General features: G+C 55.1%; 15 protein-coding genes and 1 pseudogene. 7 read left to right on the plus strand and 9 right to left on the minus strand.

From position 1 onward, the window contains the following. Nucleotides 1-342: 342 nt before the first annotated feature. Together alkB and apbE are read right to left on the minus strand one after the other, a co-directional pair. Nucleotides 343-984, minus strand: coding sequence for a DNA oxidative demethylase AlkB (alkB, locus tag NQH49_RS13080; protein ID WP_256696948.1), 642 nt, complete (start codon nt 982-984; stop codon nt 343-345). An 11-nt stretch (nt 985-995) separates the two neighbouring features. Further along, nucleotides 996-2,033 carry an FAD:protein FMN transferase ApbE gene (gene apbE / locus NQH49_RS13085; protein ID WP_256696949.1) on the minus strand — a complete coding sequence of 346 codons (1,038 nt, stop codon included), beginning with the start codon at nt 2,031-2,033 and terminating at the stop codon, nt 996-998. Between the two features lie 402 nt (nt 2,034-2,435). Here apbE and NQH49_RS13090 point away from each other — a divergent pair, with 402 nt between their 5' ends. Next, complete coding sequence (locus NQH49_RS13090) at nt 2,436-2,594, plus strand: hypothetical protein (protein WP_176973727.1); 159 nt, start codon at nt 2,436-2,438, stop codon at nt 2,592-2,594. A 3-nt stretch (nt 2,595-2,597) separates the two neighbouring features. On the opposite strand, the gene NQH49_RS13095 is transcribed toward NQH49_RS13090, so the two are convergent. After that, nucleotides 2,598-3,053 carry a nuclear transport factor 2 family protein gene (locus NQH49_RS13095; RefSeq protein WP_256696950.1) on the minus strand — a complete coding sequence of 152 codons (456 nt, stop codon included), beginning with the start codon at nt 3,051-3,053 and terminating at the stop codon, nt 2,598-2,600. Between the two features lie 93 nt (nt 3,054-3,146). Between NQH49_RS13095 and NQH49_RS13100 the strand changes: the two genes are divergently transcribed. Continuing rightward, the gene (locus tag NQH49_RS13100) at nt 3,147-3,710 is read left to right on the plus strand and encodes a TetR/AcrR family transcriptional regulator (protein ID WP_256696951.1); all 564 of its coding nucleotides are present in this window, start codon (nt 3,147-3,149) and stop codon (nt 3,708-3,710) included. Between the two features lie 24 nt (nt 3,711-3,734). Here NQH49_RS13100 and ompC read toward each other — a convergent pair whose 3' ends face one another. From ompC to NQH49_RS13120, 4 genes are all read right to left on the minus strand, one after another. Further along, nucleotides 3,735-4,859 carry a porin OmpC gene (gene ompC / locus NQH49_RS13105; protein ID WP_256696952.1) on the minus strand — a complete coding sequence of 375 codons (1,125 nt, stop codon included), beginning with the start codon at nt 4,857-4,859 and terminating at the stop codon, nt 3,735-3,737. Nucleotides 4,860-5,456: 597 nt separating this feature from the next. After that, on the minus strand, nt 5,457-6,626 hold the full coding sequence (locus tag NQH49_RS13110; RefSeq protein ID WP_256696954.1) for a beta-barrel domain-containing protein: 1,170 nt from the start codon (nt 6,624-6,626) through the stop codon (nt 5,457-5,459). Beyond that, a complete protein-coding gene (locus NQH49_RS13115) occupies nt 6,623-8,755 on the minus strand; it encodes a type I secretion system permease/ATPase (RefSeq protein WP_256696955.1) in 2,133 nt (710 codons plus the stop codon). Before NQH49_RS13115 ends, NQH49_RS13110 begins: the two co-directional genes overlap by 4 nt. Before the next feature lie 72 nt (nt 8,756-8,827). Continuing rightward, a complete protein-coding gene (locus NQH49_RS13120; RefSeq protein WP_256696956.1) occupies nt 8,828-10,288 on the minus strand; it encodes an Ig-like domain-containing protein in 1,461 nt (486 codons plus the stop codon). A gap of 219 nt (nt 10,289-10,507) precedes the next feature. Here NQH49_RS13120 and NQH49_RS13125 point away from each other — a divergent pair, with 219 nt between their 5' ends. Genes NQH49_RS13125 through rcsB form a run of 4 tightly spaced genes read left to right on the plus strand, consistent with a single transcriptional unit; the run spans nt 10,508 to nt 15,342 of the window. Continuing rightward, entirely contained in the window at nt 10,508-10,852 is a 345-nt protein-coding gene (locus NQH49_RS13125) for a hypothetical protein (protein WP_256696957.1), read from the plus strand. Next, on the plus strand, nt 10,849-12,003 hold the full coding sequence (locus tag NQH49_RS13130; protein WP_256696958.1) for an MFS transporter: 1,155 nt from the start codon (nt 10,849-10,851) through the stop codon (nt 12,001-12,003). Before NQH49_RS13125 ends, NQH49_RS13130 begins: the two co-directional genes overlap by 4 nt. Before the next feature lie 23 nt (nt 12,004-12,026). Beyond that, nucleotides 12,027-14,690, plus strand: a complete 2,664-nt coding sequence (gene rcsD / locus NQH49_RS13135) for a phosphotransferase RcsD (RefSeq protein ID WP_256698431.1) — start codon at nt 12,027-12,029, stop codon at nt 14,688-14,690. Nucleotide 14,691: 1 nt separating this feature from the next. Next, nucleotides 14,692-15,342 (plus strand): response regulator transcription factor RcsB, encoded by a 651-nt coding sequence (gene rcsB, locus NQH49_RS13140; RefSeq protein ID WP_007889370.1) that lies wholly within the window; start codon nt 14,692-14,694, stop codon nt 15,340-15,342. A gap of 48 nt (nt 15,343-15,390) precedes the next feature. Here the strand turns inward: rcsB and rcsC are convergent. Together rcsC and gyrA are read right to left on the minus strand one after the other, a co-directional pair. Continuing rightward, nucleotides 15,391-18,247: pseudogene (gene rcsC / locus NQH49_RS13145) on the minus strand (two-component system sensor histidine kinase RcsC). Between the two features lie 163 nt (nt 18,248-18,410). Next, nucleotides 18,411-21,050: a DNA topoisomerase (ATP-hydrolyzing) subunit A gene (gene gyrA / locus NQH49_RS13150; RefSeq protein WP_256696960.1), complete on the minus strand. Its 2,640-nt coding sequence runs from the start codon at nt 21,048-21,050 to the stop codon at nt 18,411-18,413. Nucleotides 21,051-21,226: 176 nt separating this feature from the next. Here gyrA and ubiG point away from each other — a divergent pair, with 176 nt between their 5' ends. After that, on the plus strand, nt 21,227-21,952 hold the full coding sequence (gene ubiG / locus NQH49_RS13155) for a bifunctional 2-polyprenyl-6-hydroxyphenol methylase/3-demethylubiquinol 3-O-methyltransferase UbiG (RefSeq protein ID WP_256696961.1): 726 nt from the start codon (nt 21,227-21,229) through the stop codon (nt 21,950-21,952). Nucleotides 21,953-22,177: the final 225 nt, after the last annotated feature.

Raw genomic sequence — 22,177 nt, forward strand, 5'->3', positions numbered from 1 at the left:
CGGGCGCTGCCACAGCAGACGCGCCAGCGCCTCTGCTAATGTGCCCTTTTTAATAACGCGCAATGAAGGTTCGGAGCTGGTCGGGGCCACTTTTGGGCCGGCATTCCGCAGCGCTAGCGCTGAACGAAGCGAGGAAGCCAGGAGAGCCCGCAGGACGCGGGCGAAAGGCGGAGCCGGGACAAGGATGTCCCGTCTCCGCCGGTCCGTCAGGCAGACGAACGAAGTGAAGGAACCGCGCTAGCGGCGCGAGGACCGCCGGCCCAAAAGTGGCACCGGTCAGCGCCCTCATCACTGGCTTAACTAACATGTATTACGCAATAAATTGCGCCGCCACAAAAATGGCTAAAAAGCACGGCGGAAAGTCAGGTTAAAACGGAAAGCGCCTGCCTGCGGATGAATACCGGGTTTGAGCGGCAAAATGCCGTGATAACGCAGGCGCGATGGCCCGCCCCAAACCACAATATCGCCATGTTCCAGCAGCACACGCTGGGTGGCATCGCCGCGTTCGAAACCACCGAACTGGAACACTGCAGGCAATCCTAATGAAACCGACACAATCGGCTGGCGCAGATCCTTCTCATCTTTATCCTGATGCAGCGTCAGTTTTGCGCCGGGTTCGTAGCGGTTAATCAGGCAGGCATCAGGATTGAAACCGGCAAAACCCGCTTCGCGTGCGGTGTGCTGCGCCAGTTCGCGGAACAGCGCGGGCATCGGCGGCCAATGGTGTCCGCTGTTACTGTCCTGCTCGGTATATTGATAGCCGCGTGAATCTGTGGACCAGCCAAAATCGCCGCAGTTGGTCATCGCCACCGACATGCGATGGCCGCCGGGCGTGATGCGATGGGCAAAGGGATTTTTAGCGGCGATGTCGTGAATCGCCCCCAGCAGCATATCAGCCTGATCGCGGGCGCGACGCCGCAGAATCACCGCGCCATCCGCCAGCGGTTCCTGCCACGGCGCTTCGTCACTAAATAAATCCAGCATGTGCGCCTCCTTTATTGAGATGCCTGATCGATGAGGAAGGTTTTAAACTGCGGCGACATCCAGTGAGTAAAGCCGTCGCCCTGCTTGCTGATCAAATAAACCGCCAGATGCTCTTTTAACGCCAACGCTTTAGCACGTTCGCTGCCGAGCACCATCAAACCGGTATCCCAGCCATCCGCCTCCAGCGCAGTGGTAGCAATCACCGTCGCCGAAACCAGCTTGTGCTCAATCGGCCTTCCCGTGGTGGGATCGATGACGTGCGAAATGCGTTTGCCGTCCAGTTCATAATAGTTGCGATAGCTGCCGGAAGTGCTGATGCCATGCCCTTGCAGATCAACGCGCGCTTCCACCGCGTTTTCGCGATCGGTGGGTTTCTGGATCGCCACGCGCCACGGCTGCTGATTGGCATTAGCGCCACGGCTCAATACCGCGCCACCCACCGAAACCAGATAATTGGTGATGCCTTGCTGCTCCATCAGGCGCGCCAGATGATCGGTGGCATAACCTTCGCCCATGGTGGAGAGATCGACATACAAGCCAGGCAAATCTTTCTGCAGCCATTGGCCATCAACACCCTGAATGACGCGCAGATGCTGCAAACCGGTCAGCGCTTTAGCGGCGGCGATTTCCGCCTCGCTGGGCGTGTGCGCCGGTTGCTTCGTCGGGCCAAAACCCCACAGATTGACCAGCGGGCCCACGGTGATATCCATCGCACCCGATGTTTTATGCCCGATTCGCAGCGCTTCAGTGACGATGTCCGCCATGTCAGCACTTACCGGCTGCGGTGCGTTGCCTTGATACTGATTAAAGTGCGACAGCACCGAATCGCTTTTCCATGTCGAGAGTTCGCCGTCATCGCGATCAAGCTGTTGCTGGATCAGCTGCTGCAACGCCGCTTTACGCTGCGGATCAACGCCGGCGACGCTGACGCGCCACACGGTGCCCATGGTTTTGCCTTCCAGCACCAGCGCGGGTTGGCTGCTGTTTTTTTCGCAACCGCTGAGTCCTAATGCCAGTAGGCTAATTAGCAGAATGTTCTGAAAACGCATCAATTCCTCATCTGTAACGCATTACTACAGCCAATTACAAAGCATAACTCGCTTGTAAAGCAGTCTAAAGCTGCTTGATGTTCGATAAACGCTGACACAGGATAAGCGCTTCCTGCAACGTTATGCCTACAGGAGCATCAGATGGTTTATATGATTGTCGCAATTACCGCCGCGCTATTTATTTATAGCAGCTTCAAATGTTGGCAGACTTACCGCCATCGCCTGATTCAGCACTATCCTGCACGCCGACGTTAAATTATTGCACCAGAAAATCACCCTTCTGCACCGCTTCAGCGCTGGCGCAGTGTAGCAAAGTCGCTGCAAGGCGCGTGGCGCTGAGAGCGGTGCGCTGGCATGAATGCTGCATTGTTGAAGATGAGTTGAACTTCAGCGAGGTGCAGAATGGAAAATACTAAAACACAAAACAGTAAATGGCAGCACTGGCTTAGCTTCTCCGCCTTCACGCTGGCGGGTGTCGCGATGGAAGGCAGCCTGACCGCCATCACCAACCCGCCGCCGCAACCGGCGCCAAAAGCCAAAAAATGGCGCGGTATGCAATAAACGCTATAACCCCAACTCACTCAGGCCCGGATGATCGTCCGGGCGCGTGCCAGCTGGCCAGTGAAAAAGACGCTGGTCGGCGCGGATCGGCAGATCGTTGATGCAGGCGAATCGCTGAATCATCAAACCATCGGCGCCAAAGTGCCAGTTCTCATTGCCATAGCTGCGGAACCAGTTACCGCTGTCATCATGCCATTCATAGGCAAAGCGCACCGCCAGCTTATCTTCATGCCACGCCCATAACTCTTTGATCAGTCGATAATCCAACTCTTTTATCCACTTACGTTGCAGGAAAGTCACGACTTCTGCGCGTCCATTGACGAATTCACTGCGATTGCGCCAGCGCGTATCTTCGCTGTACACCCGCGAAACACGCTGCGCATCGCAGCTATTCCAGGCATCTTCCGCCATGCGGACTTTCTGTAACGCGGTTTGTTGATTGAACGGTGGCACCAGCATGTTAATTCTCCTGATTATGTAGACAGATCTGTCTACTTGATTCATCCTGCCGTATGTAGACAATTCTGTCTACATGCAAACACAGGAATTTTTATGCTTGAGCCTCTGATCTTTGATGCCACCGCCTCCGCGCGCGATCGTATCTTGCTGTGCGCGCAGCAGCTGTTTTACCAACAAGGCATTCGCGCCACCGGTGTGGATAAGGTGATTGCGCAAGCGGGCGTGACCAAAGTGACTTTCTATCGTCACTTTCCGGCGAAGAATGCGCTGGTGCTGGCGTTTTTACAGCAGCGCCATCAGCGCTGGATGCTGGCGTTTCGCCAGGCGCTAAATCAGCACGCGGCATTGATCGATGCGCTGCCCGCGGCTTTACTGAGCTGGTTCAGGGATGACGATTATCGTGGCTGTGCGTTTATCAATACCGCTGCGGAGCTGGGCGACACGTTAGCGGAAGCCAGCGAACTGATTCGTCAACATAAGCGTGAGATGGCGCAGGCGATCAGCGACAAGTTGATGCCCGATCAGCAGGTCAAAACGGCGCAGATTGTGTTACTGGTTGAGGGTGCGATTGTGCAGGTACAGATTGGCGAGGAGTCGGAACGGGTGGTCGAGGTGCTGCGTGCCGCGCTGGATGCGCTGCTGAAAACGGGAGCGTGACCGGCAAGTCACGCTCCATCACCCTTAGAACTGGTAAACCAAGCCCAGTGCTACGACGTCATCGGTATTGATACCGGCTGCGTCGGTGAAGTTGTTGTCGTCCAGCAGGTTGATCTGGTAATCAACGTAGGTCGACATGTTTTTGTTGAAGTAGTAAGTTGCGCCTACATCAATGTATTTCTTCAGGTTCTGGCTGCCGTAACCTTCGATGTCAGAGCCGCGAGAAGAGACAAACGCCAGAGATGGACGCAGGCCGAAGTCGAACTGGTACTGTGCCACCAATTCCCAGTTATCCGCTTTGTTGGCGTAACCGTAAACGGTGCCGCTATCGCTGGCGCCGAAACGCGTTGCGTTGTATGAACGGCTGTACATTGCGGCCAGGTAAACGTTGTTAGCGTCATACTTCAGCGCGCCGCTGTAAGCTTCGGCTTTATCACCGCGACCCAGGATGTTGGCGGTACGTGGATTGTTACCGTTCTGGTTATTGGTACGGTCAGACTGGAACATCGCTGCACCAATACCGAAACCTGAACCCAGATCGTAAGTGGTGCTCAGACCGTAGCCGTCACCGTTCTCGCCCAACACATCACGACCAGAGCCAGTAGATTCGGTTGGGTTATCGTTTTTGCCTTGATACTGAACCGCGAAGTTCCAGCCATCCACTAAACCGAAGAAGTTGGTATTACGATAGGTTGCGAGGCCGTTGCTGCGCTGGAACAGGAAGTTGTCCGCGCCGTAGGTATCGCCACCGAACTCTGGCAGAACGTCAGTCCATGCGCCGAGATCGTACATTACGCCGTAGTTACGGCCGTAATCGAATGAACCTGCATCACCAAATTTCAGACCAGCAAAACCAACACGCGTATAGCTGTTCGCGGTGCCTTCGCTCTCTGCGGTGTTCAGTGCAGCCTGGTATTCCCACTGGCCGTAACCGGTCAGCTGATCGGTCACCTGAGTTTCACCTTTGAAGCCAAAACGCAGGTAAGACTGGTCACCGTCTGAGCCAGAGTTATCAGAGAAATAATGCAGACCATCCACTTTGCCGTAAAGGTCTAATTTGTTGCCATCTTTGTTGTAAATTTCAGCTGCGCTTGCTGATCCTGCAACCAGCAATGCAGGAATCATCAGGGAGAGAACGCGAAGTTTCATTTTATTACCCTCTATAATGTGCCTTTATTTTTGCCACTGCGAGCTGAACGATTAAAAAATCAGCCGGCAAGCCATTGTTATTTTATGTTGGGCAATAATCTATCACGAAAATGCTACTAAATTTCCAAAACTGTTTCATTCTATTAAATAGTTATTTCAGGATGTAAATATCGGGGAACTAATAACCAGCACAGATAGGTAAAAAATATAGCACTTTTTGACAACATATAATTTAATCGTTTAAAAACATAAAATTACATGAGTTACAATTCCGCACTGAATGACAAAACTTTAACCCATCCAGAGCATACAATTATCCCCGCTATCATCATTTATTTCATTATTACCTTCATTCACCCCGAATGATTTGATTTACCCTAATTTCCCGCCGGGCTAGATTGCCCGGCATTTTTTTGCCCGAAATTCAGATATCACCCTATATTGCGTAAAGTTAATTATGCGAGTTAAATTAACCACAACCATCGCTATGCATTATTTGCTGCTTTCCGCACATTTTGTTCAATTCATAGTCTTAAAATGGCAATGTTAATTTCGGAGCGTAACAAAGATCGCTGCGATAATAATCGGTGCAGATTATCAACGCTCGCGCAGTGATTCCTGCGCTTTATTCAGCGGCTTAAGTAAATATTCCATGACGGTTTTCTGACCGGTTTTAATTTCAACATTGGCCACCATGCCGGGCATGATGGCGAATTTGCGTCCGCTTTTATTGGTCAGCTCGGCTTTTTGCGTGCGTACATAGACGCGATAGTAAAATTCGTCGTGCCGCACGTCGTCCTGCAACGTATCGGGCGAGACGGTTTCGACTTCACCGCGCAGATCGCCATAGATGGAAGCGTCGTAAGCGGTGATCTTCACTACCGCAGGCAAACCTGGCCGAATATAGCCGATATCGCGCGGATTGATGCGCGTCTCAATCAGTAGCTGATCCTCCAGCGGCACAATCTCCATCAGCTTGCCACCCGGCTCCAGCACGCCGCCCACGGTGGTGACGCGTACATCTTTCACAATGCCGCGCACCGGCGAAGTCAGCGTGGTGCGCGTCAGCAGATCCTGTTTGCCCGCCGCCACCTGCAATTGCGCATCCAGCTCACCGTTGTTCTTCACCTGCTCTTCGTGAGCGCGCACATAATAATCGTTGCGTGCTTCGTCGATTTTGCCGCGCAGATCGCTCACCTGACGACGCAGACGAATCACGTCCACCTTGCCCGCCGCGCCGCGCAGCATCAGCGGTTCCGTCACGTTAAGTTCTGCCTGCACCAGCGCGAGGGATTGCTGCAAATTACCGATGGTCTCGATAAAGTTCTGCCGCCGCGCCTGGTAAAGCTGCGTTTCACGCGTCACCAGATCGGGATGTTGCAGGATATCGGCACTGAATTTCAGCGGCGTGTCGCTGAGCTCGGCCTGTAAACGTTCAGAGGAAGCTCTCAGCGTGCGCACCCGCGCAATCGCTTCACCAAAGTTGGTTTGAAAGCGCGTGGGATCGAGCGTTGCCAGCACCTCGCCGCGCCGCACGATAATGCCTTCGTGCACATTGAGCTGTTTGACGATGCCGCCATCAAGGCTATCGATGATCTGCGCGCGGCTGGAAGGCGTGACTTTGCCGATGCCCACCGTCACTTCATCCAGCACCGCAAAGTACGCCCATAGCAGAAACAGCAGCAGCGCTACCACGCACAGCCAGATGATGGCCGAGGTGCGACGTTCACGCCGCGCCAGATCTTTATCCAACAGCACCACGCTCATGCCGCATCTCCTTTTTTACTGGCGGCATGACGCAGAATCTCGTCGCGCGCGCCATCAGCCACAATACGGCCGTTATCCATCACGATAATGCGATCAACCATGCATAGCAGCGCGGGACGATGCGTGACCAGCACCAGCGTGCGCCCGGTTACCCATTGCGCCAGCTGACGAATCACCTGCGCTTCCAGCTGTTCATCCATCGCCGCCGTCGGTTCATCCAGCAAAACCACCTGCGGCTGGCGCAGAATCAGCCGGCTGAGCAGCACCATTTGCCGCTGGCCGCCGGACAAGCCGCGTCCGCCTTCATGAATAATGCGATCGAGGCTGGCAGCGTCCTGCTGCACCAGCGCAAGCGCGCCGCTGATGCGCAACGCCTGTAGCATCTCCTGCTCGCTGGCGTGCGGATTGCCGAGCAGCAGGTTCTGGCGCAGCGTGCCGAAAAACAGCCGTGCATCCTGCGACAGCCAGCCAAGCTGACGCCGCAGATCGACCGGATCGATGCAGGTGAGATCGACGCCGTCCACCAGCACTTTGCCCTGACTGGCGCGCGCCTGACCGGCCAGCATCTTCAGCAGCGTCGATTTACCCGCGCCGACTTTACCGAGGATCGCCACACGTTCGCCGGGCGTAATCTGCAGCTGCGGAATGTTGAGCACGCTATTTCCGCTCTCCTCTTCGTAGTGGTAATGCACGTTTTGCAGTTGATAGCTGCCGGTCAGCACCGGACAGTGCGCCAGCGTGGCGTGATCGGGTTGGTCGAGCGGCTTTTTCAGCAGCTCATCCAGCCCTTTCATTGCCGATTTAGCATGCTGCCAGCGCGAGAACACCATGGTGAGCTGCATCAGCGGCGCGATGGTGCGTGACGAGAGCAAGCTGCATGCCACTAGCGTGCCGGTGGTGATCTGATTGTCGAGCACCAGATAGACACCGACCACCAACATGCCGGCATAGGTGAGCTGCTGCACGCTGGCGGACCAACCGGTGAGGCGCGCGCCCCACAAACGTTGCTGATTGCTGATGGCCGCGCTGACTTCGTGCGTTTGCTCCCATTGCCGCTGAAAATAGGGTTCCGCTTGCAGCGCTTTGATGTCTTCGACACCTTCAAGGGTTTCCACCAGCACCGCCTGGCGCAGCGCGCTTTCACGCAACCCTTCCTGCGCCAGCCGCGCCATTGGGATCTGAACCAGCAAACCGGGAATGACAATCAGCGGAATAGCCAGTAACGGAATCAGCACCAGCCAGCCGCCAATCGACGCCATGATCAGCAGAAACAGCAGCACAAACGGCAGGTCGGCGGCGGTATTCACCGTGGTGGAAGTCAGCAGTTCACGTACCTGATCAATTTCACGCAGTTGGGCAATAAAGGAGCCGGTGGAACGCGGACGCGCCTCGTTGCGGATAGTCATCGCCCGCGCGAACAGCATGGCGGATATTTTCAGGTCGATGCGTTTGCCCATCAGATCGGAAACCTGGGTGCGCATCAGGCGAATCAGATACTCGATCGCCGCCGCCAGCACCACACCGGCAAACAGCACCCACAACGTCGGCTGCGACTGCGCCGGAATCACCCGATCGTACACCTGCATGGAAAACAAAATGCCCGCCAGCGCCAGCACGTTACCGACCAGCGAGGCCAGGCAGATCTCCGCGATGCGCCGCTTCATGCCACGAAAGTTATGCCAGAACCAGTGCGGCTGATACGGCTGCACAAACTGGTCGATGCGCGCATCGCGCGCCCGTGCCGCCACGCCAATCACGCCAACCTGCATGTCAGCCTGCAGTAACAAATCCTGCAGCTGACCTGCGCGCACCACATCGCCACTTTCGCTCAGCCAGTAACGCACGCCACCGTTGCGATCCACCTCTTCTATCAACGCCACGCTGCCGTTTTCCAGCAGCAGCAATACCGGCACAATTTCCTGCCGCCAGCGCAGTTTGCTATGCGGCACCAGCATGAAATGCAGGCCTAACAGCCCGGCTAAACGTTCTAGTTGTTGCGTGGGTGCCAGATGTTGAAACCAGCGCATCTGCTGACGCAGCGTGCTGGCGTCTGCGGGTTTACCGAAGCGTGCCGCCACGCGCAGCATCGCCGCGATGCCGCTGTCGCTGTTGAAGGCTTGTACAGTCATCCCTGTTGTCCCGTGAGAAATGATAGTGGGCTGGCAACCGCTAGCCGAGGTCGCTAGCGGCTGATGTGCGGATTACGCCAGGCTCTGAACCTGATGTTGCTGCAGATGATCGGCGAGGGTGTAGCTGCTATCGCTGGCGTTGTAGTGGTTTTCCGTGGCGCGCGCATCGCTGTGCGGAGCGGCGGCGCTGTCGCCTGACGGTTGATTCAGCGTAACGGTCGGCACCTGATGCGTGGCGACGGTGAACAGGTTCTCGATGATTTGCGTGTCGTGGTTACCGTACTCATCCCAGCGCGTGGCCAGCGGCGACACTTCACCATCCGGCAGCGCCTGCAGATCGTCGGCGCTGATGGTCACCATGCCATTGACCGGCGTGTAGTTTTTGCCGTTGAGCGTCAGCTCCTTTACGCCTTCGAGATAGAAACTGAGATCGTGCTGTGCTTCCTGCTGACTCAGCGTGGTATCGCCGCCAATATCAATTTCGTAATAGATGTCTGGCAGTTTGGTGACCACGTTGAGTTCCAGCAATGCGTCGGTGCTGTTGCCGGCGCCATCCTGCGCATATACACGCACTTCGCCCAGTGAAATGAAATTCGCTACGTCACTGGACGGAATCGTTGCCTGCCAGTGACCATCGCTGCCAATCTGAGCGTGATAGACCGCATCACCGCTGCACAGCAACAGTTGCTGGCCCGGCACCATCACCGAGAGGTCACCGCTAAAGGTGAGATCGTTTTGGCTCTCATCTTTATTGATCACGTTGTCTGCCGTGACCTTATCGAAGCTGATGTGCGGCAAACTGCTGACGTGGGTAATTAAGGTGACATCCTGCTGATAAACGGTGGTTTTGCCGTTGGGATCGGTGGCGCTGACTTTCAGGCTATAGATGCCATCCTGTAATGCCTGAAGATCTTGTGAGGGAATGGCGGCGGTCCATTCGCCTTTGTCATTAACGCCGCCAATATATTTATTACCGGCTAAGATCACCGTGAGATGGCTGTTCGCCGGCATATGCGTGACGCTACCGTGCACCTCCACGCCGTAAATGCCTTCTGCCACGTTAACCGCGTTATCCCCGCTGATTGGATCCACCGTCAGCGTGGGCTTGATGGTTTTATCCATGTAAACCCCGAAGCCCACCTGCGTATCGGTGCTGTTGCCAGCTTTGTCGGTGATGGTTAGCGTCAGCGAATAGGCGCCGTCGGCTAATCCGTTGAGCACCGAAGGCGGCATTGAGGCATTCCAGTAACCCCATTTATTCACCGTGCTGTGCCAGCTTTCACCGTTAAAGGTCATCGTCACGGTGGCGCCGGGTTCGGATTCGGCGCGACCACGCAGGTGAATGTTCCTGCCGGATTCCCACGCGGCGATCACACCATCCATCGCTATGGGTTCATACGGACGTAGCGGCGCGGGCGGCGTGGTATCCACGCTGCGCGTTTGCAGAGTTGAAGCGTCGTCTGCCACCGGATAAAGGCTGACCGCGGATTGTAGAATCGCCGCTAATTGTTGTTCTGATTGATGTAAAGACATGGGTAACCTCGTTACAGGGAATCTATTGCAGCGGCCATTAAGCTTATTAATGATTTAAGCGTACCGGTGCGCCATACAGGCCGTTAATAAACGGTCCGCTTCGCCTGATGAAAACGGGTTACCAGCAGGTAACAAGGATTAAAAGAAGACACAGCAAAACTCTCCCAATCGGGAGAAATATTCTCGATCTCGCTATATTCCGCATCGGGAGCCGATGGGATGACTAACATATCGGTTTTAGGTGGTCGCTGCCTATTGGCGAAAATCCGGAAATGCATGCTTTGCGACAGCGCCAAAAAATTGACGTGTAAGCCGCGTCTGGCGCGGAATCTTTCATCAGTATACTGCATCATTCAGCAGAAAAAATTTTACTTAAGTCACTCCAGTTATGGTTGGCACATGCCAGGAAAGTTCTGGAAAAGCGCAGCGACGCGTGAAAAATCGGTAATATGCCTGTTTCTGGCGTTTAATCGCTGCCATCCGAATTGTCTGATGCGCGGTGTGACGCCCGCTTTGATGCTAAACTTCGTCGCTTCAACCGCTAATGAAAAATACTCTTTATGACAGCACTGGACGCCGCGCCGCACAATAAATTGCATCACCGTGTCAACCTTGGGACACGCATCGTTTTCCTCATCGCCGGATTGGGCATGTCCGCATGGGCACCGCTGGTGCCGTTCGCCAGCCAGCGTCTGGCGTTGAGCGGCGCGTCATTGGGCGGTTTGTTGCTGTGTTTAGGCATTGGATCGCTGGCGGCGATGCCGATTACCGGCGGGTTAATCGCGCGTTTCGGTGGTCGTCGGGTGATGTTGTGCTCCACGCTGGTGGTGCTGGCGGTGTTACCGCTGCTGGCGACGCTCAATGTGATGTGGCTGATGGCCGCCACTTTAATGGTGTTTGGTGCCGGACTCGGCATGCTGGATGTCGCGATGAACGTGCAGGCGGTTGAAGTGGAAAAAGCCGCGCGCAAGCCGATGATGTCCGGTTTCCACGGTTTCTTTAGCCTCGGCGGCATTATCGGCGCGGGCTCCGTCAGCCTGCTGCTCGGCAGCGGCCTGACGCCGTTGCAAGCGGTTGGCGCGGTGATGGTGCTGATTGTGTTGCTGTTGGTATGGAGCCTGCCAACGCTGATGACCGAACGCCTGCATCAGCCCGATCAGCCGTGGCTGGTTATTCCGCGCGGCTGGGTGGCTTTCCTCGGTTTGCTCTGCTTTATTCTGTTTCTTGCCGAAGGTGCGGTGCTGGATTGGGGCGCGCTGTTGCTGCTGCAAAGCCCGGAGATGAGCCCGGCGCACGCCGGTTTAGGTTATGCGGTGTTCTCGGTGGCGATGACCATTGGTCGTCTGACCGGCGATAAAGTGATTCAGCGCTTTGGCCGTTATCCGGTGATGTTGACCGGTGCGCTAGCCGCTGCAGCGGGCATGACGCTGGCGGTGTTGCTGCCGTGGCCGCAAATTGCGCTGCTGGCTTTCCTGCTGGTGGGTTTTGGTCTCGCCAATACGGTGCCGATGTTGTTCAATGCTGCCGGGAATCAACACGATATGCCGTCGAATCTGGCGATTTCGGCCATGACAACGTTAGGCTATGCAGGTATTCTTTCAGGTCCGGCTTTAATCGGATTAATTTCCCAGTGGATCAGCCTGAGTGGTGCATTTTTGCTTATCGCTCTGCTGCTGCTGGCCGTCGCTGCCAGTGCCCGACGGGTTGCGCGCTAATTCCATGATCCTGAGACACTATGCTGCCTTATAAATTTCCTCTGACATCCGGCAATGTAACGCGCTTTTTCGTGGTGTTTAACCTGGTGCTTTTTCTGGCGCTGGGCGCGATAGTGCACAACAGCGTGAATGCCTGGATTACAGAGAAGCGCTATGCGATGACCGATTTGGCGCGTGCGATGCAGAAACGCATCGATGCGTCGCGCTTCGCTACGTGGCAGATCTATGAAAACCTGGCCACCAGCGCCGCCGGTTCGTCGCCGAACAGCAATCTTCAGGAAACCCGCCTGCGCCCGGATGTCTATTATCTGGAAAAAACCCGCCGCAAAACCGAAGCGCTGATTTTTGGTTCGCACGATAGCAGCACGCTGGATATGACCATGCGCATGTCCAACTATCTCGATACGCTGTGGGGCGCGGAAAATCCGACCTGGTCGATGTACTTCCTTAATGGTCAGGATAACAGCCTGATTATGATCTCCACGCTGCCGCTGAAAGACATGGCGACGCGTTATAAAGAGAGCGCGATTAATACGCTGGTTGATAGCCGCCGCGCCGAAATGCTGCAGCAGGCTAATGCGCTGGATGAGCGCGAAAGTTTCTCGCCGCTGCGTCATTTCGCCTGGCAGAACGATCACTACTTTACGCTGCGTACTACCTTCAATCAGCCAGGCCACTTAGCCACCGTGGTGGCGTTCGATTTGCCGGTTAACGATCTGATCCCGCGCAATATGCCGCTGGAGAATTTCCAGCTGCGTCAGGACGCCACGCAAACTTCCACCACCGCCACCACCAGCGACGACACCAGCAGCGAAAGCACCCACGTGGCGCTGGTGAATCCGAATCTGGAGATCGCCGCATCGCTGCCAAGTACGTCGCTGCAGCTGGTGTACCGCGTGCCGCTTACCAGCCTGGCGCTGGATACGCTGCATAACCTGATGTGGCCGCTGTTGATCAACCTTGTGCTGTTTTTATTGTCGATTGCCGGTATTACGCTGCTGCGTCAGCAGTCGCTGCGCCCGAACGAAAACCAGAGCGCCGAGCTGGATTCGCTGCGCATGCTGAATGAAGAGATTGTCGCCAGTTTGCCGGTCGGCTTGCTGGTGTACGACTTCGCCACCAACCGCACGCTGCTCAGCAATAAAATCGCCGAACATCTGCTGCCGCACCTGAATTTGCAGAAGATCATCAATATGTCGGATCAGCATCAGGGCGTATTGCAGGCCACCATCAATAACGAAGTGTATGAGATTCGCCACGCGCGCAGCGTGCTGTCGCCGCATACCCAGCTGTTTATGATGCGCGATCAGGACCGTGAATTACTGGTGAATAAGAAGCTGCAGAAGGCGCAACAGGTGCTGGATCGCAATCACCAGATGCGTCAGCAATTAATGCATAACCTCGGTCACGCGCTGAACCGTCCGCTGCAAAGTATGGTTAAGCAGTTGGTGCAATTCAGCCAGCGTGACGATGACGAAAGCGTGCTCGATCTGCTCGACGAGAGCCAGGGATTGGCGCGCCTTGTCGATGACATCGTGCTGCTCAATCGCCTTGAAGCGCATGACTGGTCTCCAGATGCCAGCGTGTTCAACCTGCAGGATATGCTGGATGAAATCGCGCTGGAAAGCCTGCCGCTGCTGCGCCGTAAAGGTCTGGCTTTAGTGGTGAACAACCATTTAGCCAATGACGAGATGCGCTTTGGCGATCGTCGTGCATTGCGTAAAGTGCTGACCACGCTGATGCACTATTCGCTGACCACCACGCGCTGGGGCAAGATTTCGCTGGAGATTAAAACCACTGAAGACAAGCCTAATCAGGTCTTGCTGCAGCTGGTGGATACCGGCTCCGGCTTAAGCGTCGATGAACTGGCGAATGTCGATTTCCCCTATCTTGGTGAAACCACGCAGGATCGTTTTGGCCAGGCATCCGGCATGGCATTTTTCCTCTGTAAGCAGCTGTGCAAACAGATGGGCGGCCAGCTGGAGATCATCGCTAAACCTGATATCGGCACACGCTACAACATCCAATTGCCGCTGGCGTTAGAGCAGCAAGGTGAGCAGGAAGAGAAACTGCTGGAAGGCGTGACCGCGTTGGTGGATATCGCCGTCGAAGATGTACACAAGATCGTTTGCCGCCACCTCGAAAACTGGGGCGCGAAATGCCTGACGTCGGATGAACGTTTGACCGGTCAGGATCATGATGTGCTGGTAACCGACGATCCCGCCCGTCTGAACGGTTGGGCGCTGTTACTGGCTGGTGACGAAATGGGTCATCACGCGTTGAACGATCAACAATTCCGGGTCAACTTCAATCTCAGTAATGCACTGCTTGATGCGCTGCTGGCCCTGATTGAAAAGCAGCTTTCTCATGATTTGTTAGAGGAGAGTCGCGAAGATGAAGAAGCCACGCCGCTGATGAGCGGAGGCTATTTCCAGCTGTTTACCGAGACAGTACCGCCAGATGTGAAGAGACTGTATACTGAAGCGGCGGAAAAGGATTATCCCTCGCTTGCTCAGACAGCACATCGCCTGAAAGGCGTGTTTGCCATGCTCAATCTGGGGTCAGGTAAACTGCTTTGTGAAGCGTTAGAACAACACATTAAAGTATGTGACGATTTAACCATTAAAAATACCACCAGTGAAATTGACGCGTACGTCAGCCAACTGCTGCAGCAAGGTAACCAATAAGATGAATAACTTGAACGTAATTATTGCCGATGACCATCCGATCGTTCTGTTCGGTATCCGTAAGTCACTGGAACAGATTGAATGGGTTAACGTTGTAGGTGAGTTTGAAGACTCAACAGCATTAGTAAACAGCTTGCCCAAACTGGACGCCAATGTCCTGATTACCGACCTCTCCATGCCAGGCGAGAAGTACGGTGACGGTATCACCCTGATCAAATACATCAAACGTCACTATCCGGATCTCTCGATTATCGTTCTTACCATGAACAATAACCCAGCGATCCTGAGCGCGGTGTTGGATCTGGATATCGAAGGGATCGTACTGAAGCAAGGTGCACCAACCGATCTGCCAAAAGCGCTGGCTGCTCTGCAGAAAGGCAAAAAATATACGCCGGAAAGCGTGGCAAAACTGCTGGAGCGCATCAGCGCTGGCGGTTACGGTGACAAACGTCTGTCACCGAAAGAGAGTGAAGTACTGCGTCTGTTCGCAGAAGGTTTCCTGGTGACTGAGATTGCTAAGAAACTGAACCGCAGTATCAAAACCATCAGTAGCCAGAAGAAATCAGCCATGATGAAACTGGGCGTGGAAAATGATATCGCGCTGCTGAACTATCTCTCTTCGGTTAGCGCCACTCAGGTCGACAAAGAGTAATCCTCAATGGGCGGCGTCTTCTGACACCGCCCATTTTTTGCTCGCGTATTACGCCCCTTCCCTGCCCTTTCTGACGCGTTCCGCATACACCGCCAGCGTACTTTTCAGCACATCCAGTGTAACCGGCTTCGACAAACAGTTATCCATGCCCGCATCCATACAGCGCTGCTTCTCTTCCGCTAACGCATTGGCCGTGACGCCAATCACCGGGAAAGTATGTCCTAACTGACGCAGACGTTGTGTCAGACGATAACCATCCATGTTCGGCATGTTCACATCGCTCAGTACGATATCAATATGGTTGCGGCTCAGCACGTTCAGCGCATCCACGCCGTCCTGCGCGGTTTTGGTCTGATATCCCACGGTGCCGAGCTGTTCTGACAGCAGCATGCGGTTGATCGGATGGTCATCAACAATCAGCACGATGATATCTTCGAAGGTCGCAGCTGCTTTTGCCGCGGTTAACGGCAGCGGCGTGGCGGTTTCGCTATTGATGTTGATGCGGTAGATGCGGCCGAGCAGCTGCGGCAGATCGTGCAGCATCGCGCTGCTCTGGATCCATTGACCCGGCGCGGTTTCGTGCGGCATATCGATGTGCTGACCACAGATACGAATATGCGCGCGTCCGCTTTGCGCAGCGAGCTCATCGTGATCGCTAATGATCACATCATCCGCTGCCGCCTGACCGCGATAATACGCCACCTGAATGCCCTGCTGTTGCAGCAGACGCAGCAGGAAGCTGGCGAGGTATTCATTACGCATATCCAGCCAGATGGCTTTTTCCTGCAAGCCGTCCAGCAGCGGTGGTGCCGCCATCTGACCGGAATAGATCGGAATGCGCACGATAAACTGACTGCCCATGCCCGGTTCGGAATCAACTTCGATATCGCCGTCCATCATGTTGATCAGCTTTTCACAGATCGCAAGCCCTAAGCCGGTTCCCTGGAAGTTACGTTGCACGCCCGAACCTACCTGGAAGAACGGATCGAACAGGCGCGTCACCTCTTTGGCCGGAATACCGACGCCGGTATCACGCACGCGGAACGCCAGATATCCCTCTTTGACGTAAGCATGCAAGATGATACAGCCGGTATGCGTGAATTTGATGGCGTTGTTCAGCAGGTTAGATATCACCTGCTGCAGGCGCATGGCATCGCCATCCAGGGTCAGCGGCACATCGTTTTCGATAAACACGTACAGCGTCAGGCGTTTGCGCACCACCAGCGAGAGATAGTTGCTGGCAATGTGGTTGACCACTTCACGCGGCGAGAAAGGATGGGGCTCAATTTTCAGCTGTTCGGATTCAATCTTCGAGAAGTCGAGGATGTCGCTGATGATCTTCAGCAGCAGGCTCGACGAGTTGTTCATCGCCGTCACCAGTGAATCGACGCCTTTCGGCAGCACTTTGGTTTGCAGCAGATCGAGGTTACCGATAATGCCGTACAGCGGCGTGCGCAGTTCGTGGCTGACGGTGGCAAGGAACATTGATTTCGACTGGCTGGCCTGCTCGGCCGAGTGCGCCATCTCCTGCAGCGACTGCTCCATACGCACGCGCGCCGAGACATCGACCAGCACGCAAATCGCCACGTTTTCATTGCGATAACGCGAATGCACAAAGCTGATTTGCAGGTTAGTGTTGCTGCCGGTCAGCACATCGACAAAGTTAACCTGCTGACCACCGATGATTTCATTCAGACGCTGACGATCTTCCTGCGTCAGCAGCGTCAGATAGTTATGTGCCAGCTCGTTACTCAGAATGTTGGTGCCGTCGCTGGTGCGCAGAATACAGATGCCGACCGGCGCCGAGGCGACAATTTTGCGGTTGAACTGTTCGTGCTCCTCCAGTCGATGCGCATTCTCTTCAGCCGGCAGGAACATGCGGCGCTCAAAAAACCCACGCCAGCGTGAACAAAATTACCGCCGTAAAGATATTAAGCAGCAGCGCGTTAATCAGCATCAGCTTGAGTTGATCCATCAACACGTCGGTGGAAAGCGACCACACCACATTGAGATTGGAAGGTGGCAGCGGCTTCTTCAGCACCAGCTGGCGATAGCTGTCGAGATAGCCGAACCAGGTGCTGTTGTCCGGCAGATCGTCAAGCGAGTAGCCCGGCCCGCCGCGACGTGAACTGAGCAGCGGACGGTAATTTTCATCGGTGATGGTGGCCACCAGCGGCAAACCGCCCGGCTGAATGAACTCATCCAGGCGGATATTCTGCTCCACGCCCAGCAGCGCCTGCAGTTTGTTCGCCACATACACCGGCATCACCATATAGAAGTTGCCGACGCCCGGCTGCGCGCTGCTGGTGATCCAGTACATCGGCTGGCGGCGCTCTTCTTCATTGCCGTTGCGATAGTGCAGCACGCGTTCACGCAGCGCTTTCAGGCTACGTTCACGATCGACTGAATTGTTGCTGCCGATGGTGAAATCGGCCAGACACTGGTTCTCGCCACCGATGAAGAACACGCGGTTCAATTCATAGGCAGAGGCAAAATTGCTTTTCCAGTAATTGATGTAGTAGCTGAGCGAATCCAGCGAGTTGCGCCAGGTGTTGCTCATTGAGGTGCAGTCGCCATCGGAAAACAGCGGCGTGAACTGCGGCAGCGCACCTTTGCCCGGCGGCAAACCGTTGAGCACATCCAGACCATTAGCGCTGCTGCTCAGGCGATTTTCGGTGATGTATTTCAGCTCGCGCATCACATCCGCCGAGTGGCGTACGTACCACTCAGCCTGACCGTAATTGGTGGCAAACTCCTGACGCACCGCGTTCTCTTTCTCGTGCAGCACGTTGATGATGTAGAAAGTGGTCAGCAGCGCACCCAGCGCCCAGAGCAGCAACGCCAGCGCACGAAATAGATAGCGCGAAATTCGAAGCGTAGTGCGAAAGGAGACAAGATATTTCAAAAGAGGCTCACTGGCGGTAAGAGTTATCAGGATGTTGAAAAGCTTTCATACACTAGCTTTATCGGCCCTAAAAAGCCAGCTAGCCCGCGCCTTTAGGGGAAAACTCAGATAAAAAAACGGCAGGTCAGTTTCCTGACCTGCCGTTTAATAAAGCCGTTACGAATTACTCTTCGTCGTCAGCTTCGGGTGCTTCGTCGTCGCTGTCCACTTCCGGCGCGATATCCTCCTCGCCTTCCGCGACGCTACCGTCGATGGCGTCGAGTTCTTCCTCTTCCACCGGCTCAGCAACCCGTTGCAGACCCACCACGTTTTCATCTTCCGCAGTACGGATCAGAATCACGCCTTGGGTGTTACGGCCAACCACGCTGACTTCCGATACGCGAGTACGCACCAGCGTACCGGCATCGGTGATCATCATGATCTGATCGCCATCCACCACTTGTACCGCACCGATAACCGGTCCGTTACGATCGGTGACTTTAATCGAGATCACACCCTGGGTCGCACGCGACTTGGTTGGATACTCGGTATTGGCGGTACGTTTACCGTAACCATTCTGCGTCACGGTGAGGATCGCGCCCTCTTCGCGTGGCACAATCAGCGACACCACTTTATCGCGTTCAGCCAGCTTGATACCGCGCACGCCCGAAGCCGAACGGCCCATCGCACGTACCGCAGTTTCAGCGAAGCGCACCACCTTACCGGCGGCAGAGAACAGCATCGCTTCGTCGCTACCGTTGGTCAGCGCCACACCAATCAGCTCATCATCCTCACGCAGGTTGATGGCGATAATGCCCGCGCTACGCGGACGGCTGAACTCTTGCAACGCGGTTTTCTTCACGGTACCGCTCGCGGTGGCCATGAAGATGTTGAAGCCTTCGGTGTATTCACGCACCGGCAGAATGGCGGTGATACGTTCGTTAGCTTCCAGCGGCAACAGGTTGACGATTGGACGACCGCGCGCGCCACGGCTGGCTTCCGGCAGCTGATAGACCTTCATCCAGTAGAGACGGCCACGGCTGGAGAAGCACAGAATGGTGTCATGGGTGTTGGCCACCAGCAGACGGTCGATAAAGTCTTCTTCTTTAATACGTGCGGCGGATTTGCCTTTACCACCGCGACGCTGGGCTTCATAGTCCGTCAGCGGTTGGTATTTGACATAACCCTGATGCGACAGCGTCACCACAACGTCTTCCTGATTAATCAGGTCTTCGATGTTGATGTCTGCACTGTTCGCGGTGATTTCAGTGCGACGTGCATCGCCGAACTGATCGCGCATCAGCTCCAGCTCTTCACGGATCACTTCCATCAGGCGCTCAGCGCTCTGCAGGATGTGCAGCAGTTCAGCGATCTGATCCAGCAGCTCTTTGTATTCGTCGAGCAGTTTTTCATGCTCAAGGCCGGTCAGTTTCTGCAGACGCAGATCCAGAATCGCCTGCGCTTGCTGTTCGGTCAGATAATATTGACCCTCGCGAATACCAAACTCGGCTTCCAGCCACTCCGGACGCGCGGCATCGTTACCTGCACGTTCCAGCATCGCGGCAACGTTACCCAAATCCCACGACTGCGCCAACAGGCCCAGTTTCGCTTCGGCTGGCGTGGGTGCACGACGAATCAGTTCGATGATTGGATCGATGTTCGCCAGCGCAATCGCCAGGCCTTCAAGGATGTGAGCACGATCGCGCGCTTTACGCAGTTCGAAAATGGTACGGCGCGTAACCACTTCACGACGGTGACGCACGAAGGCCTCGATGATGCCTTTCAGCGTCATGATCTTCGGCTGGCCCTGATGCAGCGCCACCATGTTGATGCCGAATGAGACCTGCAGCTGGGTCAGCGAGTAGAGGTTGTTGAGAACCACTTCACCGACCGCATCGCGTTTGATCTCAATGACAACACGCATGCCGTCTTTGTCAGATTCGTCACGCAGCGCGCTGATGCCTTCCACGCGCTTCTCTTTCACCAGCTCAGCGATCTTCTCGATCAGACGCGCTTTGTTCACCTGATACGGCAGTTCGTGCACGATGATGGTTTCACGGCCGGTCTTGGCATCGGTTTCCACTTCGCCACGTGCGCGAATGTAAATCTTACCGCGCCCGGTGCGATAGGCTTCTTCAATACCACGACGACCATTGATGAAGGCCGCCGTCGGGAAGTCTGGCCCGGTAATGTGCTCCATCAAGCCTTCAACGGTGATCTCTTCATCTTCGATGAACGCCAGGCAGCCGTTGATCACTTCCGTAAGGTTGTGCGGTGGAATGTTGGTTGCCATACCTACCGCGATACCAGAAGAACCGTTTACCAGCAGGTTAGGAATTTTGGTTGGCAGGACTTCAGGGATCTGCTCGGTGCCGTCATAGTTCGGCACGAAATCGACGGTTTCCTTTTCCAGGTCAGCCAGCAGCTCCGAAGAGATCTTTGCCATGCGCACTTCGGTATAACGCATCGCTGCGGCGGAGTCGCCGTCGACCGAACCAAAGTTACCCTGACCGTCAACCAGCATGTAGCGCAGGGAGAATGGCTGGGCCATACGCACGATACTTTCGTATACCGCGGAATCGCCGTGCGGGTGATATTTACCGATGACGTCACCGACCACACGGGCGGATTTTTTATAGGGTTTATTCCAGTCGTTGCCCAGTTCGCTCATGGCAAAAAGCACACGGCGGTGTACCGGCTTCAGACCATCACGCACATCGGGTAAGGCTCGGCCAACAATGACCGACATGGCGTAATCGAGGTAGGAGTTTTTTAACTCTTCTTCGATATTGACCGGTGTAATTTCTCTCGCAAGGTCGCTCATGGAGCCGCTATCCCTCTACATAATCCCGGATTTAAAGGTGCGAAAGTATATCACATCGCTTCCCTTCGGTGAACGTTAACCAGGCCTTAATCCCGCTTTTCCTTGAGCGTGAAAGATGCGTTCGCGTGACTTAAGCGTTTATACTGAGGGAATATTTTGTCTGGAGTGATGATTCAATGAGTGAACAACCGCAGGAAAGCCGCCAGAACGTTGACCACGCCGAGATTGCCAAGTTTGAGGCCGTGGCATCCCGCTGGTGGGATTTAGAGGGTGAATTTAAGCCGTTGCACCGTATCAATCCCCTGCGACTCGGCTGGATAGCACAGCACAGCAATGGCCTGTTCGGTAAGAAAGTGCTTGATGTCGGCTGCGGTGGCGGCATTCTGGCGGAGAGCATGGCGCGTGAAGGCGCTGAAGTTACCGGCCTGGATATGGGCGCGGAGCCGCTGGAAGTGGCGCGTCTGCACGCGCTGGAGAGCGGCGTTAGCGTTAACTATGTGCAGCAAACCGTGGAAGATCACGCCGCAAGTCATGCCGGGCAATATGATGTGGTGACCTGCATGGAGATGCTCGAGCATGTGCCTGACCCGCGCTCGGTGGTATTGGCCTGCGCGCAGCTGGTGAAGCCCGGCGGCGAAGTGTTCTTCTCCACCATCAACCGCAATCCAAAAGCCTGGCTGCTGGCGGTGTTTGGTGCGGAGTATGTACTACGCATGGTGCCGCATGGGACGCACGACGTGAAGAAATTCATCCGTCCTGCCGAACTGCTGAACTGGGTCGATGAAACCCCGCTGCGTGAAAGAAACATGATTGGCCTGCATTACAATCCGCTGACCAATCAGTTCCGTCTGGGTCGCGGGGTCGATGTGAACTACATGATTCATACGCATCGCCAGGAGTGATGTCATCCCGGTGCGCATGAATGCGCACCCTACGAAAAATCGCACCATCGTCGTATGTCATCCCGGCGCGCATCAACACGCAGTATCACCGTAGGGTCGCCATTCATGGCGACCTCTTATCCAGATCAATTTCCTTTTAGACGCGTACCCGCCTTTTTTATAGGCTAAGCAAGTCACAAAAAATTCATAAGCAATTTTAGATAAGTTCGCTGCTGACGGCCTTGT

This window comes from Pantoea trifolii, from assembly GCF_024506435.1.
GTDB classification, from domain to species: Bacteria; Pseudomonadota; Gammaproteobacteria; order Enterobacterales; family Enterobacteriaceae; genus Pantoea; species Pantoea trifolii.

Bases quoted from the DNA above. Each gene is read 5' to 3' on its own strand.
- alkB (WP_256696948.1), bottom strand. From the start codon at position 984: ATGCTGGATTTATTTAGTGACGAAGCGCCGTGGCAGGAACCGCTGGCG.
- apbE (WP_256696949.1), bottom strand. From the start codon at position 2,033: ATGCGTTTTCAGAACATTCTGCTAATTAGCCTACTGGCATTAGGACTC.
- NQH49_RS13090 (WP_176973727.1), top strand. From the start codon at position 2,436: ATGGAAAATACTAAAACACAAAACAGTAAATGGCAGCACTGGCTTAGC.
- NQH49_RS13095 (WP_256696950.1), bottom strand. From the start codon at position 3,053: ATGCTGGTGCCACCGTTCAATCAACAAACCGCGTTACAGAAAGTCCGC.
- NQH49_RS13100 (WP_256696951.1), top strand. From the start codon at position 3,147: ATGCTTGAGCCTCTGATCTTTGATGCCACCGCCTCCGCGCGCGATCGT.
- ompC (WP_256696952.1), bottom strand. From the start codon at position 4,859: ATGAAACTTCGCGTTCTCTCCCTGATGATTCCTGCATTGCTGGTTGCA.
- NQH49_RS13110 (WP_256696954.1), bottom strand. From the start codon at position 6,626: ATGAGCGTGGTGCTGTTGGATAAAGATCTGGCGCGGCGTGAACGTCGC.
- NQH49_RS13115 (WP_256696955.1), bottom strand. From the start codon at position 8,755: ATGACTGTACAAGCCTTCAACAGCGACAGCGGCATCGCGGCGATGCTG.
- NQH49_RS13120 (WP_256696956.1), bottom strand. From the start codon at position 10,288: ATGTCTTTACATCAATCAGAACAACAATTAGCGGCGATTCTACAATCC.
- NQH49_RS13125 (WP_256696957.1), top strand. From the start codon at position 10,508: ATGACTAACATATCGGTTTTAGGTGGTCGCTGCCTATTGGCGAAAATC.
- NQH49_RS13130 (WP_256696958.1), top strand. From the start codon at position 10,849: ATGACAGCACTGGACGCCGCGCCGCACAATAAATTGCATCACCGTGTC.
- rcsB (WP_007889370.1), top strand. From the start codon at position 14,692: ATGAATAACTTGAACGTAATTATTGCCGATGACCATCCGATCGTTCTG.
- gyrA (WP_256696960.1), bottom strand. From the start codon at position 21,050: ATGAGCGACCTTGCGAGAGAAATTACACCGGTCAATATCGAAGAAGAG.
- ubiG (WP_256696961.1), top strand. From the start codon at position 21,227: ATGAGTGAACAACCGCAGGAAAGCCGCCAGAACGTTGACCACGCCGAG.